This window comes from Reichenbachiella sp. 5M10 (assembly GCF_002742335.1).
GTDB lineage: Bacteria > Bacteroidota > Bacteroidia > Cytophagales > Cyclobacteriaceae > Reichenbachiella.
The window spans coordinates 900,785-915,619 of sequence record NZ_MDGR01000007.1; the positions used below are offsets into that span (position 1 = coordinate 900,785).

General features: G+C 44.2%; 13 protein-coding genes. 7 read left to right on the top strand and 6 right to left on the bottom strand.

The genetic code is table 11. From position 1 onward, the window contains the following. Positions 1-35: 35 nt before the first annotated feature. A complete protein-coding gene (locus tag BFP72_RS03780) occupies positions 36-1,274 on the top strand; it encodes a hypothetical protein (RefSeq protein WP_099597839.1) in 1,239 nt (412 codons plus the stop codon). Positions 1,275-1,662: 388 nt separating this feature from the next. Here the strand turns inward: BFP72_RS03780 and BFP72_RS03785 are convergent, their stop codons facing one another. Together BFP72_RS03785 and BFP72_RS03790 are read right to left on the bottom strand one after the other, a co-directional pair. Further along, positions 1,663-2,487, bottom strand: a complete 825-nt coding sequence (locus BFP72_RS03785; protein ID WP_099597840.1) for an IS3 family transposase — start codon at positions 2,485-2,487, stop codon at positions 1,663-1,665. Between the two features lie 23 nt (positions 2,488-2,510). Then, on the bottom strand, positions 2,511-2,786 hold the full coding sequence (locus tag BFP72_RS03790) for a transposase (RefSeq protein WP_099597841.1): 276 nt from the start codon (positions 2,784-2,786) through the stop codon (positions 2,511-2,513). Positions 2,787-2,918: 132 nt separating this feature from the next. Between BFP72_RS03790 and BFP72_RS03795 the strand changes: the two genes are divergently transcribed. The 4 genes from BFP72_RS03795 (at position 2,919) to BFP72_RS03810 (ending at position 7,184) form a co-directional block, all read left to right on the top strand. Further along, positions 2,919-3,149, top strand: a complete 231-nt coding sequence (locus tag BFP72_RS03795; protein WP_143519926.1) for a hypothetical protein — start codon at positions 2,919-2,921, stop codon at positions 3,147-3,149. Between the two features lie 306 nt (positions 3,150-3,455). Further along, positions 3,456-5,780 (top strand): acyl-CoA dehydrogenase, encoded by a 2,325-nt coding sequence (locus tag BFP72_RS03800; RefSeq protein ID WP_099597844.1) that lies wholly within the window; start codon positions 3,456-3,458, stop codon positions 5,778-5,780. Positions 5,781-5,808: 28 nt separating this feature from the next. Then, on the top strand, positions 5,809-6,456 hold the full coding sequence (locus tag BFP72_RS03805; RefSeq protein ID WP_099597846.1) for an alpha/beta hydrolase: 648 nt from the start codon (positions 5,809-5,811) through the stop codon (positions 6,454-6,456). A gap of 50 nt (positions 6,457-6,506) precedes the next feature. Then, positions 6,507-7,184 (top strand): porin family protein, encoded by a 678-nt coding sequence (locus BFP72_RS03810; RefSeq protein ID WP_099597847.1) that lies wholly within the window; start codon positions 6,507-6,509, stop codon positions 7,182-7,184. Between the two features lie 3 nt (positions 7,185-7,187). On the opposite strand, the gene BFP72_RS03815 is transcribed toward BFP72_RS03810, so the two are convergent. Then, positions 7,188-8,174 carry a YheT family hydrolase gene (locus BFP72_RS03815; protein WP_099597848.1) on the bottom strand — a complete coding sequence of 329 codons (987 nt, stop codon included), beginning with the start codon at positions 8,172-8,174 and terminating at the stop codon, positions 7,188-7,190. Between the two features lie 89 nt (positions 8,175-8,263). On the opposite strand from BFP72_RS03815, the gene BFP72_RS03820 reads away from it, so the two are divergent. Beyond that, the gene (locus BFP72_RS03820) at positions 8,264-9,214 is read left to right on the top strand and encodes an ROK family protein (protein WP_099597850.1); all 951 of its coding nucleotides are present in this window, start codon (positions 8,264-8,266) and stop codon (positions 9,212-9,214) included. A gap of 81 nt (positions 9,215-9,295) precedes the next feature. Here BFP72_RS03820 and BFP72_RS03825 read toward each other — a convergent pair whose 3' ends face one another. The 3 genes from BFP72_RS03825 to pta all read right to left on the bottom strand — a co-directional run bounded on the left by BFP72_RS03825 (position 9,296) and on the right by pta (position 13,695). After that, a complete protein-coding gene (locus tag BFP72_RS03825; protein WP_099597852.1) occupies positions 9,296-10,264 on the bottom strand; it encodes a GSCFA domain-containing protein in 969 nt (322 codons plus the stop codon). Between the two features lie 72 nt (positions 10,265-10,336). Next, the gene (locus BFP72_RS03830; RefSeq protein ID WP_099597854.1) at positions 10,337-11,533 is read right to left on the bottom strand and encodes an acetate/propionate family kinase; all 1,197 of its coding nucleotides are present in this window, start codon (positions 11,531-11,533) and stop codon (positions 10,337-10,339) included. Between the two features lie 56 nt (positions 11,534-11,589). After that, complete coding sequence (gene pta, locus BFP72_RS03835; protein WP_099600677.1) at positions 11,590-13,695, bottom strand: phosphate acetyltransferase; 2,106 nt, start codon at positions 13,693-13,695, stop codon at positions 11,590-11,592. Between the two features lie 108 nt (positions 13,696-13,803). On the opposite strand from pta, the gene BFP72_RS03840 reads away from it, so the two are divergent. Then, complete coding sequence (locus BFP72_RS03840) at positions 13,804-14,499, top strand: NAD-dependent deacylase (RefSeq protein ID WP_099597855.1); 696 nt, start codon at positions 13,804-13,806, stop codon at positions 14,497-14,499. Positions 14,500-14,835: the final 336 nt, after the last annotated feature.

Sequence of the window (14,835 nt, forward strand, 5' to 3'; positions counted from 1 at the left end):
GCCATACGCGGACGTTGGCAATCATAATATAGACAATGACAATATCAGGAATAATAGAATGCTCTACTTGTGAGCACAAAATAAGACTTCGCCATCAAGTAGGTTATATCTATCCTGTTTCGGTTAAAATTGCTTGTAATGGATGTGGTAAGATTATTAAAGGACATGTTCGAAAAGCAAACCCTGCCTTTGATTTTCCAAATGATATATTCCATGCTAAATATGAAGAAACAACGCAAACAGTTAGTATATCAACAGAATTACCTGTATTGAACGGAGTTTCAAATATTGATGGGCCTATTGCTTTGTCTCCATTTATTGGGATTGGACAAATTTTAGGTTTTGAAAATGTTAAGAAGTTCGAATTAAAGACGAAAGAGTTTATCTCTTTTTATGAGAAACATTACAACTCGTTAATAACCTCATTCGAACTTTTTGAAAGCAACAGCTGGGAACATTATCTAATGGAGGTAAAAAAGCACTTTAGAAAAAATATTAGTTTAGACCTAAAAACATTCGAAGATTGTACAACTATAGCTAAGGAAATTAATAAAGATTTCTTTTCAAACTTAGCAACAGATAAGTATAAGACAGATTTCACATCCAAGCTTCAAAATGAATCAATTGATAAGGTTTTAGGTAAAAAAACAGATTTAGTCAATCTAAAGTTACAATTAGACAGCTTTATTAACCTTGAATTAGAATTTAGTAAAGGGCTTAATTTGGTCGGTAAATTCCTCCAAAATATCCGAAGTTTTTTTCCTGTAATAGCCTTATCGTATAACGGTAATTATCTAAAACAATACGAGGACAAAATCAGTCTAACAACATTCGAATTTTTAGACTTAAAAGAACTTTACATTGAACAATTTGAATATTTATCTCGAATCTCAGCCCTGTATTTTGGTTTAATCAATTTGGCTGAAAGAAATAATTTTGACGACTTTGGATCTATTCCTGATTGCAATGAATTATCCGATTATTTCAAAAAAGACAATGGTATCAAGAAAGATATTATTAAAAAGCATAACGTTTTAAATGATTACTTCATTGATACATTAAATAGTCAATTAAGAAATGGAATTGGACATCTAAAAACTAAGTATGAGGCTAAAAATCAATTAATAAAATACTTCCCAAATAAGGCTCCGGAAAAAGTAAATATTCACAAGGAAATTTATCTAATTGATTTTGCCATTCTAGTCTACGAACAAGCATTGAAGGTAAAAGACAGCCTTGAAATAATAAGTAAATTCGTCAACGTCATAAAATAAACGATTGCCAACACTATATATGAAATTATAGCGGGTCCGTTGGATTACCAAAGTTTTGTGGTTACATGTTATCCCGTCAAATCTGCGATTTGGCATTTAAGGGAATTGAAAATTTAAATACCAAATCACAAATTTGGCTATGTAGTAAACTGAAAGTTCATCGCTTTTAAGTCCACTACAATTCATATATTAAACGTTGGCGTGCATTACTGAAACGAAGAAACTAAATGGCAAGAAGCTACCATGTAACAGGAAAAGACCTGCGAGACTTTTCGAAGAAGGAATGATCATACCCCAATAGTTAGGACAGGGTTTGTTCGGTTTTAAGTTCCACAATAGTGTTTAATATTCCTTTCATTAACAATAAAACCCAAAAATGATCTGCTCATTAGGCGGCCTGTTTTTGGGTGGTTTGATAGAGATCAATCGGTCTCTGATCCTCGATATTTGTATGCCTTCTTTCCATGTTGTAGTAGTTGAAGTATTCCGCTATAAGTAGGTACAGATCCATACCGTCCTTAGGTGGATTGAGGTACAGCTTTTCATACTTTACACTTCTCCACAACCGCTCAATAAAGGCATTGTCAATAGCTCTGCCTTTACCGTCCATGCTCAACTTGATGTCTTGTCCTAAGACGAAGTTGGCGAAGACTTCGGCAGTAAATTGAGAGCCTTGATCGGTATTAATAATCTCAGGCTTTCCATGCGTCTCTATGGCCTCTTCTAGACACCGTTGGCACCATTCTGCATCCATGGAGTTAGATACTGACCAATTGACCACATACCTACTGTAGAGGTCAATAATGGCTGTCAAATACATGAACCCTTTCTTCATGGGGATGTAGGTAATGTCCATTGCCCAGACCTGATTGGTGCGCTCCACTGTCAGGTTACGAAGTAGATAAGGATACACCTTGTGGGCTTTATGACGTCTGGACGTATGTTTCCTTGGCATCACAGCTTGTAAACCCATCACCCGATAATAGAGGCGCTCGATCCTATTCTTGCTCACAAGCATCCCTTTGTCTTTGGTCAGCCAAGTATGCATCCTGCCCGCTCCCTTGAACGGGTGGTGCAGATAATGCTCGTCAATCATGCGCATTAGCTTTAAGTTCAATTCTGATTCCCCTTTGGGCTTATAATAAATCCCTGAACGGTGTATGGACAGCAGTTTGCACTGCTTTGACATACTCAATTGACCCTTGCCTATCATTGATCGCCGTTCAGGCAATGGTCTTACCGCAAGGCGTCTTTTAAAAAATCATTTTCCACTTTTAGCTGACCGATAGCCTTGAGCAATTGATCCTTTTCATCGTCAGCTTGCGACTTCTTGCTCTTGCCCTTTTTCTCGAAAACGCCCTCTGCATTGGCTAAAAACTCTCTTTTCCAGAGATTGATTTGTAGAGGGGCCAGTTCATATTTCTGTGCCAGCTCTGCAACGGTTGATTGCTCTTTGATGGCTTCTAAAACCACCTTTGTCTTGAATTTTGATGTGTACTTCTTGCGTGTCATATCAGTAAATTTAGTTGTCATTTCTGAACTAAACTCACTGTCCCATTTTTTGGGGTATGATCAAACCGCACCACCCTCAATAAGTGGATCGAAAAGTATGACCGGAAAGACCTTATGAACACTCGTGTAACCGTGGAAACAACAGACGAAATCGGGCGCATTAAGGAGCTCCAAAAAGAAGTCCAGCAACTCAAAGACTTACTCTTGAAGAAAGATCTGGACAATCTAATGCTTGACTCTTATTTAGAAGTAGCAGCCGAGAATATGGGCTATAAAAGCTTGGATGATTTAAAAAAAAACTTTAAACATCAAGCCCTGATGAGAGCAGTAGGGAAATCATTAGTTTTGAATGCTTCAAACTAAGGGAAGATTACACATTGACTTTAGATGAATTGAAAGGCTATTCTACGAACTATTGGAACAATATTTTTGGAACGGAGAAAAAACTAAAGTACAACATTAGATAGGTTTGCAAGTAAGGGGCTCTTGCACATGCACCTCCGCTCCCGCAGAGGTTAGTCAGGGATCAAAGGAGCGGAGAGGCCTTATTGCAGGGAAGATTTCGTAGGCTGGGTTCATTTTTTCTAATCTCAATCCATCGCTTCTCACAATTATCCGTTTAACTTCGGTACGAACTAAATCAATACTACAAATACGATCCTCAGTCCTATGAAAGACGATTTTTTAGCTTCTCCATATTTCAATAACAATCCTTCTCTGTATGCTTTCTTGCCCATGCTCTATATGGTTTGGGCCGATGCAGTATTGACACCTAGCGAAGTAGCCAAAGTCCGTGAACTAATGGATGAGCAGACATGGCTCAGCACAGATGAGCGGGCATTTTTGCTATCCAACTTGGATCCGAGTAATCCCCCTTCTCCACAGCAACTCAAGGCTTGGCTGGTAGAGATCCGCCGTATCGCAGACCAGATCAGCCCAAAGATGCGCACCTCGCTGGTGGATATCGGGATGAAACTCGCAGCGCTCAATTCCGACAGCCAAGAGGAGGAGTCTATACGAAAGACGAGGGAGTCTTTGACACAAGTCGAACAAGCCCTCGGAGTAATCAGCAACGAGGCGGTATATCACTTGCGCTCAGGTCATCGAGAGACAGAGACCAGTACGCAGAGTACCGATCAGACATTTGAAGTTCAAGTTTTGGCAGAGCTGTTGGACGGTCAGGATCAGGAGATCATTCGTCGAGTGAAGTCGGTCATCTCACGGCCAGATTTTGCTTATCTCGATACAGACAACCTAGCGGAGTACCGCGAGCAGGTTTTGGACTGGTGCAAAAGCCTAGCCGAAGAAAGCTTTGGAGGGATGGCATATCCGAGCGAATTCGGTGGGGGAGGAGACATGCGTTCGTACTTCAGCATCATGGAGACCTTGTCTTACCATGACCTGAGTTTGGTGATCAAATTTGGAGTGCAGTTTGGATTGTTTGGGATGAGTGTCAATCTACTTGGGACGAAAAAACATCATGAGAAGTACCTTGCCGATATTGGTAGTTTGGAGCTGCCTGGATGCTTTGCGATGACCGAGACGAGGCATGGCTCCAATGTCAAGGGAATAGAAACCACTGCGACTTATGATCACGAAAAGCGTAGTTTTACGATTCAGACTCCGCATGCCAAGGCCTGCAAGGAATACATTGGCAATGCAGCCATGCATGGAGAGATGGCGACTGTGTTTGCCAAGTTGGTCATTGATGAAGTGGACTATGGGGTCAATGCCTTCTTGGTCCCACTACGGGACAAACAAAAAAACTGTCTGCCAGGTATTCGTATAGAGGATTGTGGCCGAAAAATGGGGCTCAATGGCGTGGATAATGGTAAAATATGGTTTGACCAAGTGAGTATTCCTTACGATCAGATGTTGGATCGCTTTGCCTCAGTGAGCGTCGATGGTCAGTTTGAGAGCCCGATCACCAGTGACAATCGTCGCTTTTTTACGATGCTTGGCACGTTGGTGGGAGGGCGTATCGGCATTCCTAGGTCTGGACTCAGTGCGACCAAGTCGGGGCTGGCGATCGCTATTCGATACGGTGATCAGCGACCACAGTTTGGTCCTGAAAATGAACCCGAAGTGCCTATTCTCAATTATCGTACACATCAGCGGCGACTCATGCCGCTGTTGGCTCAGACCTATGCGTTGCATTTCGCGTTGCAGCACCTGACGGACCGCTACCTCCACCGCAAAGAGGATGACATGCAGGAGATAGAAGCTTTGGCGGCAGGGCTCAAATCTTTCACCACATGGCACACGACAGCTGCATTGCAAGAATGTCGAGAAGCCTGTGGAGGAAAGGGCTACTTGTCGGAAAACCGTATCGATCGCCTCAAAAATGATACAGACGTTTACACGACATTTGAAGGAGACAATACCGTACTGATGCAGCTCGTAGCGAAGAGTCGTCTGTCGGAGTTCAAAAAAGAATTTTCGGACATCAACCTCTTTGGGATCATCGGCTATGTCGCGGACCAAGCCAAGACTTCTGTGACCGAGCGCAACCCGATCATAGTGCGCAACACCAGCGCAGAACATCTCTTGAGTTTTGATTTTCATCTGAGTGCTTTCCGCTTTCGCGAAAAGGAAATTTTGTCTTCGGCTGCTCGTCGTATCAAACATCACATAGATGAGGGCATGGATTCGTTTGACGCCTTCAACCAGACACAGAATCATATGCTTGCTGTCGGTACAGCCTATGTCGAACGGGTGGTGCTGGAGCAGTTTGTAGAGCAGGTAGAGAAGACATCTGACACGGGCTGTCAAGCTGTGCTTACTCAGTTGTGTCAACTTTTTGCGCTGTCTCTGATAGAGAAGAACAAGGGGTGGTATCTCGAAAATGGATATATGGAAGGGGTCAAAACCAAAGCTATACGACGAGAGATCAACCAGCTGTGCTCTGTCGTACGCGAAAATGCCGTCCCTCTCGTGGATGCTTTTGGAATACCGGATAGTTGTTTGGCAGCACCCATTGCCATGCAGTCTTGATGCATACATATAGGCAAAAGCTTCATATATGAAAGTGTACGGTATCGGAGGACTGGGGGTCGACAATAGGGTCTTTGCAGAGCTTAATTTGGATTTTGAGTTGACTCCCTTGGAGTGGATAGTTCCGCTGCACAAGGAGTCTTTGGAAAGCTACACGCGTCGGTTTGCAGAACAAATCGATCGTAATACACCATTTTCGATTGTAGGAGTGTCGTTTGGTGGGATGATGGCTATCGAACTCAACAAAATCCTAGATCCAGTACAGATTGTACTGCTTTCCTCTGCTACTCGGCGAGAGGATATCCCTCGGTCGTTTCGGATCGCTGGGCAGTCTGGCTTGCTTCGTGTCATTCCCAAGCCTATGATGAAACCACCAGCTTTCGTCAACAACTGGTTTTTTGGAGTCTCTGATGCCAAGTACAAAGCACTGCTCCAAGATGTCGTGGACGATACGGATACCGATTTTCTACGGTGGGCTATCGGGGTGATCTTGCAGTGGAACAACCATCAGTCGCCGAGCAACCTGTTGAGAGTGCATGGTACAGCGGATCGAATTTTGAGGTGTACGACACCAGACGAAGCGATTCTGCTCCAAGGAGCAGGACATTTCATGGTCATGGATCGATCAGAGGAGGTGAGTCGTATTCTCAATCAAAGTGTGAAACGGGCAGAATAGCTTTTGAATCTCTGCCTTTTATTCCAGTCATTTCTATAATTTTGGCCTTCATGAAAATCAGATTCATTTCATATGTTGTCATACTGATCTTAGGAGTGTGCTTCAGTGCTCAGTCACAAGATGACCGCAAGACCTATCTGGGAGTCAAGGGAGGCTACAATTTGTCTCAGGTCAACGAATACCATGCTTTCTATGGTTACAATATGGATCAGGGAGTTCAGACAGGGTATCAAGCAGGTATTGTGGTGATGAATTTTCTGCGCAATCACGTAGGAATACAAGCAGAGCTCAATTATACTCAAAAGGGCTACATACAGAAGTTTGATCCAGGACAGCCCGACTATAGTGCACAGTTCAATTATCTAGAGCTGCCTTTTTTGGTCAATGTCTATACGGGCAAAAATCGCTTCCATATGTTCGCAAATGCGGGTTGTTTTTTTGAGTATCTCGTCAATGTAGAGCAGAGTGCCGCTCCACAGGATACGGGAGATTGGAGTTTTGATCCCTATGTGGAGTCTCGTGATCCGAAGTTTGGGTATGGGTTTAGAGGAGGAGTAGGGAGTTTTTACGATTTCAATTTTGGAACCTTCATGGTGTCGGCTGATTTTAGCTATAGCTTGAGCAACTTTATTGATCCTAAGACCTTCGACTCGGGTCTGCCCACCTTATCCAATCACTATGTGCTCAGCATCACGGTAGGATATCTGATTTCTTTTGGGGAACTGTAGCGACTAATGTAGCGACCACTCTGTCATGAAGCTGTTGATGTATTCAAATGCACGTACGTCCATCCAACTATAGTCTTTGCCGCGAAGGCTAAAGCCTACATGTCCTCCGCAGCGAGGGGTCTCTAAGGTCAAAAAGGAATTTTGTCGACAAGCAGCATAAGGGTAGCAACTCTCCCCGAGCATGGGGTCATTGATGGCATTGACGATGAGAGAGGGAGTCTTGATACTGGCGTAGTGTAGGTCCGAACTGGCCGTCTTGTAGAAGTGTCGTGCATTGCGGAAACCGTGTATCGGAGCGGTATACACCTCGTCAAATACGCCAAATGAGTTGATTTTATCTATGCCGTCGATGTTGATCTGGTCTGGGTATTGCGCGTGTTTTCGTTTGACTTTCGCGATGAGTTTTCTCAAAAATCGTTTCTTGTAAAATGAGTTTCGCATAAAAGTGAGCTGATGGGCACTGTTCCAGAGGTTGCAGGGGACAGAAAATACGGCAGAAGCGACGATGTGCTTGGGGGTGTTTACACCGTTTTCACCAAGGTATTTGAGAGTCGTACTGCCGCCCATAGAATAGCCAATGAGCCCGATGCGTTTGTAGCAGCGTGTATCAATAGCATGATTGATGACGGTTTCCAGATCGTCAGTGACGCCATGATGGTAGAGTCGGAGGTTGCGGTTCATTTCTTCACTGCAACTGCGGTAGTTCCAAGCCAGTACGTCGTATCCTCGCTGATGAAAATACGCCGCGGCACTCTTGATATAGTGTCGTGTGGTGTTCCCTTCGAGTCCATGAGAGAGGATGACCAATCGGTTGGAATTGTTTTTGAGCCAGTCTAGATCTAGAAAATCGTCATCTGGTGTCCCGATGCGCTCTCGTTCGTAGTGTATCCCTTCTATTTTGCGAAGCAAACTCGGTAGGATTGTCTCCAAGTGTCCATTTCTCAGTTGAGGTAAGAAATTTCCATAAGTAGAGCTTGTGATGATGGGCATTTTTTTTCGGTTAGGATCTAAAAAAGAACAGCATTATTCCATTTCTTTTCATTCGTGATCTATTTTTGGCAGCTAAAAATAAGAATAATATGGCTGAATACGTACTGGGAATTGACATTGGTGGAACAAATACCAAGTTTGGTCTTGTAGATCGGGAAGGAAATATCCTACATGAAGGGCATTTTCCAACACAGGCAGACGCTGATATCAATGCATTTTTGGACTTGTTGCACAGTCATATTGCTACTCTGATAGCGGATCATCACGTGATCGGTGCTGGGGTAGGTGCACCAAATGGCAACTACTATAAGGGGACAATCGAGCATGCTCCGAATCTGAATTGGGGGGAAATTGTGGAGTTCAAAGAGCTCTTCGAGGAGAAGTTTAAGATTCCAGTGGCGTTGACCAATGATGCCAATGCTGCTGCTCTTGGTGAAATGCTATTTGGAGGAGCTCGAGGCATGAAAGATTTTGTGGTGTTTACCCTTGGTACAGGGTTGGGTAGCGGAATCGTCGTGGATGGCAAGTTGGTCTATGGTTACTCTGGGATGGCAGGAGAGATTGGTCACGTCAGTGTCAATCCTGACGGTCGTCATTGTGCTTGTGGGCGCAAGGGGTGCTTGGAAACTTACGTGTCTGCGACAGGGATCAAGCGTACTGTGTCCAAATTGATGGCGGATTATACTCGCCCGAGTGTCCTTCGTGACGTGCCGTACAACGAAATCGACGGGCGTGTCATCACTGAGGCAGCCAAAAATCATGACTACATCGCGATCAAAGCCTTCGAATACACGGGGAAAATTCTTGGTCAGAAGTTAGCCGATACGGTACTGCACACTAGCCCGAAGACAATTTTCTTGTTTGGAGGGTTGGTGAAGGCAGGCGAATACTTGATTGACCCTGCCAAACATTACATGGAGGAGAAGATGTTCAAACCATTCAAAAACATGGTAGACTTGAGGCCTTCAGCCTTGATGGATAAGAATGCAGCAGTCTTAGGTGGTGCAGCACTTGGATGGACCGAGTTTGGGTCGAAATAGTACCAAACTCGAGCCGAGAATAAGATTGAGATTAAAACCCCTGTTTAGCATAGTGATAAACAGGGGTTTTTTATGTCTACATTAAATCATTCGATCCTTGAGGCTTTCTAGGAGCTCTGAAAGGTCCATTTTATCCGTCAGTCCGTCGATGCGTGTCATGACATCTTTGAGACTTTTTTGATACTCTTTGCTTTGCGGATTGTAAGGAGCATGATGCATGTCACTCAGCAAATCTTCGATTGACAAGATATCGTCTTTGATGTCCGGATGGATGTAACTCTCTACGAATTTCTTGAAGATGTAATCGGTAGCCAATTCATTGGGGTGAATCAAGTCCTTTTGATAGAAACGATAATCCCTCAGATCACTCAATAGGAATTCGTACGCAGGGAAGTACTTGACGTAGGCAAATTCACTCATGATCATGTGACAAGCCAAACGCAAAACAGACTTGCTGACGGCATTGAGTGTCAGCGAATCTTTGGTGTGCTGTACGGGGCTCACGACCAAGATAATGTTCTTGACGTTGTTGAGGGATTTGTAGACGGTCCGAAAGCCATCTACGATCGCTTGTGGGGTGAGCAGGTCCTTGCTAAACTCGTTTCGTTCGACACGGTGACAGTTGGCAACTATGCGATTGTTGGAGTTGAGTCGATAGACGAAGGCTGACCCCAGTGTGATTACGAGGTAGTCTGTGTTTTTGAGGTATTCGTGTGTGGTTTCTACTTTGTCTTGTAGACCATTGATCAACTCGGCACGTGTCCCTGCTTTGGTTTTGGGGTGGAAGTCGTAGTGACTCCAAAACCCTTCACTCTCAGTGACCAATGATTGATCTACTTCACTATTGTTGATAGTCATCCGGAGTAGGTTAAATATCGAAATAGGATTGTAGATTGTGCCGTATGGGTTGTTTAGGACATTGAAATTGTACTTTAATAGAGGATCTGTAATCGTCCGCGTAAATCCGGATCCAATGGATAGGATTTTTGATTTGTAGGCTATTTTATCTGGATTCTCGTCTATGAAGAGTTCTGTTCTGAAGTGTGTCATCTTTCAATCGGTTTAAAGTAATATAATCAAAATCAGAGATTTCATGCTTTGACTGTAGTCAATATGTTTGTGTCAATACGGCGACTTGCCGAGTATGAGGTTGTAACTCTGGCGGGCAATCTCATACTCTTCGTCTGTCGGTATCACGAGTATTTTGACTTTTCCATGCTGAATTTCTCTGATTCCCTTTTTTCTTGTTTCGTTAGCTACAGAATCAATTTCTATACCAAAGCCGTGCATCCCTGCACATGATTTAGCTCGTGTAGCGGCATCATTTTCGCCTACACCAGCTGTGAAAACGATGGCGTCTACCCCTCCCAAGGCAGCCATGTAGGCACCGATGTATTTTTTGATACGGTAGCTATACATGTCTAGAGCGAGTTGGGCATCTAGGTCGCCTTCTAGTGCACGGGTATTGATGTTTCGAAGATCATTATCTCCAGTGAGCCCTTTCATGCCGCTTTGTTTGTTGAGTATTGTTTTGATCTGTTCGATTTCATACCCTTGTTCGAGTAGGTAAAACAGAACCGATGGATCGATATCTCCAGATCTTGTCCCCATGATCAGCCCTGATAGAGGTCCCAAGCCCATCGATGTGTCGATACTTTGGCCGTTTTTGACCGCAGCGATGCTGCACCCATTGCCCAAGTGGACTGTGATGATTTTACTGTCTTGGTTGATGAGTCCGAGATGCTTGATGGCTTGGTTGGCTACATAGCGGTGCGAAGTACCGTGAAATCCATAGACACGGGTGCCGTATTTGCTATAGAGCTCCTTGGGGATGGCAAACCGATAAGCATGCTCAGGGATCGATGAGTGAAATGCCGTGTCAAAGACTGCGTATTGTTTGGCTTCTGCAAATACCTTTTCTGCTACTTCGATTCCTTGCAAGTTGGCGGGATTGTGGAGAGGTGCCAACGAAAATAGATCTTGGATGTTTGTTTTTACCTCGGGAGTGATCAATGTGGTCGCGCTGAATCGTTCGCCACCATGTACTACTCGGTGACCAACGGCTTCTATCTCTGATGCTGAGTTGAGGATTTGATATTGCGGGTCTGTGAGGAGTTGCGCAACTTTGTGGAGGGCGACTTTGTGGTCGGCAAAGGGTTCGTTGATTTCGATACGATTGTCGTCGATTTGGAGTTCGAGTTTTCCAGTGGATTCTCCAATCTTTTCGACTAGCCCAGCACAAAGTACTTTGCCCTCAGGCATTTCAAACAGTTGATACTTGAGGGATGAACTTCCCGAATTTAAAACCAATACTTTCATTCGTGTGTTATTTATAGTCATCAGCTCCACCTTCTAGTGGCAGTAGCTTGAGTGATTTATTTCATTTGTGATTGTATCGCTGTGATGACGACCGTGTTGACAATGTCTTCGACCGTGCAGCCCCTACTCAAGTCATTGACGGGTTTGTTGAGACCTTGTAGGACAGGGCCAATGGCTATGGCGCCTGTTTCACGTTGTACAGCTTTATAGGTGTTGTTGCCAGTGTTGAGATCTGGGAAGATAAGTACCGTGGCTTGCCCGGCTACTTGTGAATCGGGCATTTTTTTCTTACCTACTACAGGGTCGACCGCCGCATCGTACTGGATGGGGCCTTCGATGAGTAGGTCAGGAGCCATTTCTTTGGCGATAGCGGTAGCATGACGGACTTTTTCAACTTCCTCCCCCTTGCCAGATGCTCCAGAAGAGTACGATAGCATGGCGATTTTTGGTTCTACTCCGAAAGCCTTGGCTGTTTGCGCCGAAGAGATAGCAATCTCTGCGAGTTGTTCGGCCGTTGGGTTGGGGTTGACTGCACAGTCTCCATAGACCAGGACTCGGTTGTCGAGACACATGAAAAACACTGAAGAAACTACCTTGATGCCGGGCTTGGTTTTGACGAATTGCAAGGCGGGACGAATGGTGTGCTGCGTCGTGTTGACGGCTCCAGAGACCATGCCGTCGGCATCACCGAGTTGGACCATCATCGTACCAAAGTACGAAACGTCATTCATGAGGTCCTCCGCTGCAGCTAGGGTCAATCCCTTTGCTTGGCGGTATGCATAGAGCTGCTTGACATATTGGGCAAATTTCGGTGAAGAAGCAGGTGCTACGATATTGACTTTGTCCAAATCGATGTTGAGAGAAGCTTCCTTTATTTTTTGGATGACCTGCTCTGGATCTCGGTAGAGCAGGGTCAACTGTACCAGGTCAAGGGTTTGTAGCATTTCTGTTGCTTTGAGGATGCGGTCGTCATTGCCTTCTGGCAATACGATATGCATTTTTTTGGTACGGGCCTTTTGGTTGAGCGTGTACTTAAACATCTTTGGCGTCATGCCTCTAGGTCTAAAGTCTATGATTTTGGTTTCTAAATTGGTCGCATCGATTTGATCGTTGAAGTATTTAAGAGCCAATTTGATTTTGTCAGGGTTCTTTACACTGAGATTGGATTTGACATCATTGAGGTGAATGGCTGTTTGGAAGGTATTCGGGCTGACTTTTAGGATTGGGACCGAAGTATTGAGCCCTTTGAGTAATTTGTAGATGGATTCGGGCAAATCGAACCCTCCGGTAAGTATGAGGGCAGAGATGTTGGGATAAGTGTCGGAGAGGTGGGCTTGTAGTGAGCCCATGATGATCTCCGCTCTATCGGCAGAGGCGATGACAGCACAATTTTCAGTGATAAAGGTCAAGTAGTTGGCCAATGTCATGCCAGCAACCGAATAGCGGTAGACGCTTTTTTGGTGGATGATGTCTTCTCCGAAGAGTATCTTGGCATTGAGTTGTTCGGCGACTTCTGCGACGCTTGGACTGCTCAGGAGTATGTTGTTGGGGATTACGGCGAGTTCTTTGTTTTTGCCAGTACCTCCTAGCTTTTTCTTGAGTACGGTTTTGAAAGCGTCGTGTTCTTCTTCTTTCACCCTATTGATGATTGCACCGATCACCTCGCACTCCTCTACCTCAAACGAGTCTAGGGCATATTTGAGTGTGCTCGTCGCGTCAGTGGGGGTCTTGTCTTGCCCGGACGAGACGATGAGTACTGGGCTGCCGAGGTTTTTGGCGATGGCAGCATTGAGTTCGAACTCAAAGGCAATATTCTCACCTACGAAATCCGTTCCCTCTACCAGTATGAAGTCAAAATCTTTCTCGATTTTCTTGTATTGATCGATGATCTTGTCAATGACCTGTTCCATTTGTCCTGATCCCAGCATCGTATTGACTTCCTCGCTAGAAAATACATAAGTGTCTTCGTAGGTTTGGGTTAGGTTGAAATACGAAAGAATCAAATCAGTATGACTGTCTTTTCTGTTTGGCTTGGCCTTGATGATGGGGCGGAAATACCCAATTTTATCTGATTTGCGAAGGAGAAGTTCCATAAGCCCCAGCGAAATCAGTGATTTTCCTGAATTGGGCTCTATGGTAGAGATGAATACGGAATTAGACATATTATAAGTGTACTTTTGGTAGGCACTTTGAGAATGGAAAAAGTGCGATTTCACATAAATATAGTAACGTTTTGTTAGTTGCATAGGTCGATCTTATTTTAATATTCTATGAAAAAAATAGTAGTGTTATCTGGGGCAGGGATCAGTGCCGAAAGCGGGATACGTACCTTTCGAGATGCTGATGGATTATGGGAGGGACATGACGTGATGGAAGTTGCTTCTCCTGCAGGGTGGAAGAAGGATAGAGCTTTGGTACTAGATTTTTACAACCAAAGAAGAAAACAAGCTTTGGCAGCTCAACCCAATGCCGGACACCTCGAGTTGGCACAGCTGGAACAGGATTATGAAGTGGTAGTAGTCACACAAAATGTGGACAATCTACATGAGAAGGCTGGATCGAGTCAGGTGATTCACCTGCATGGTGAATTGTTCAAGGTACGGAGTACCATTGACGAGTCTTTGGTATATGATCTGGACGGTTGGGAGATGAATCTCGGAGATCGCTGTGATAAAGGTTCTCAACTCAGACCACACATTGTTTGGTTTGGAGAGATGGTGCCTATGATGGAAGAGGCCGTGAGAGAAGCAATGACTGCTGATGTATTCATCGTGGTGGGCACATCGCTGGCAGTCTATCCTGCTGCCGGATTGATAAACTATGTGGGTGCGGAGGTGCCTAAGTTTGTGATTGATCCAAACATGCCTCCATTGCCCGCATCGGACAACCTATACTTGTACCCAGAGAAAGCCACGACTGGAGTGAAAAAGGTTGCTGCATATTTGAGGGAGAGTTTGAAATTGTAGTATTTCATGAATCAGTTGTTTTTATGCGATATCGCAGGTGTGTTGAAAACGTATAGGGTATTTGCGTAATTTGATAATGTAAACACCTATAAAGTGCTGGTATTAAGGTGTTTCGTGTTGTGTTCTTGAATTAAATTTATATATTCACTCATTGAGAAATATAATTATTCTTTTGACAGAGAGTCGAAGCACGAAAAATTGAGAATTCAGCTATGCCTACAAACTTAGAATTACGCAGCACATACTTATACTCAGAGGGATTGGGGTCGGTCAGTTCTACTCCCAATGTGACTTCTAAACCCACATCGGAAGTGTCGCCCCAAGTAGAGGTAGATA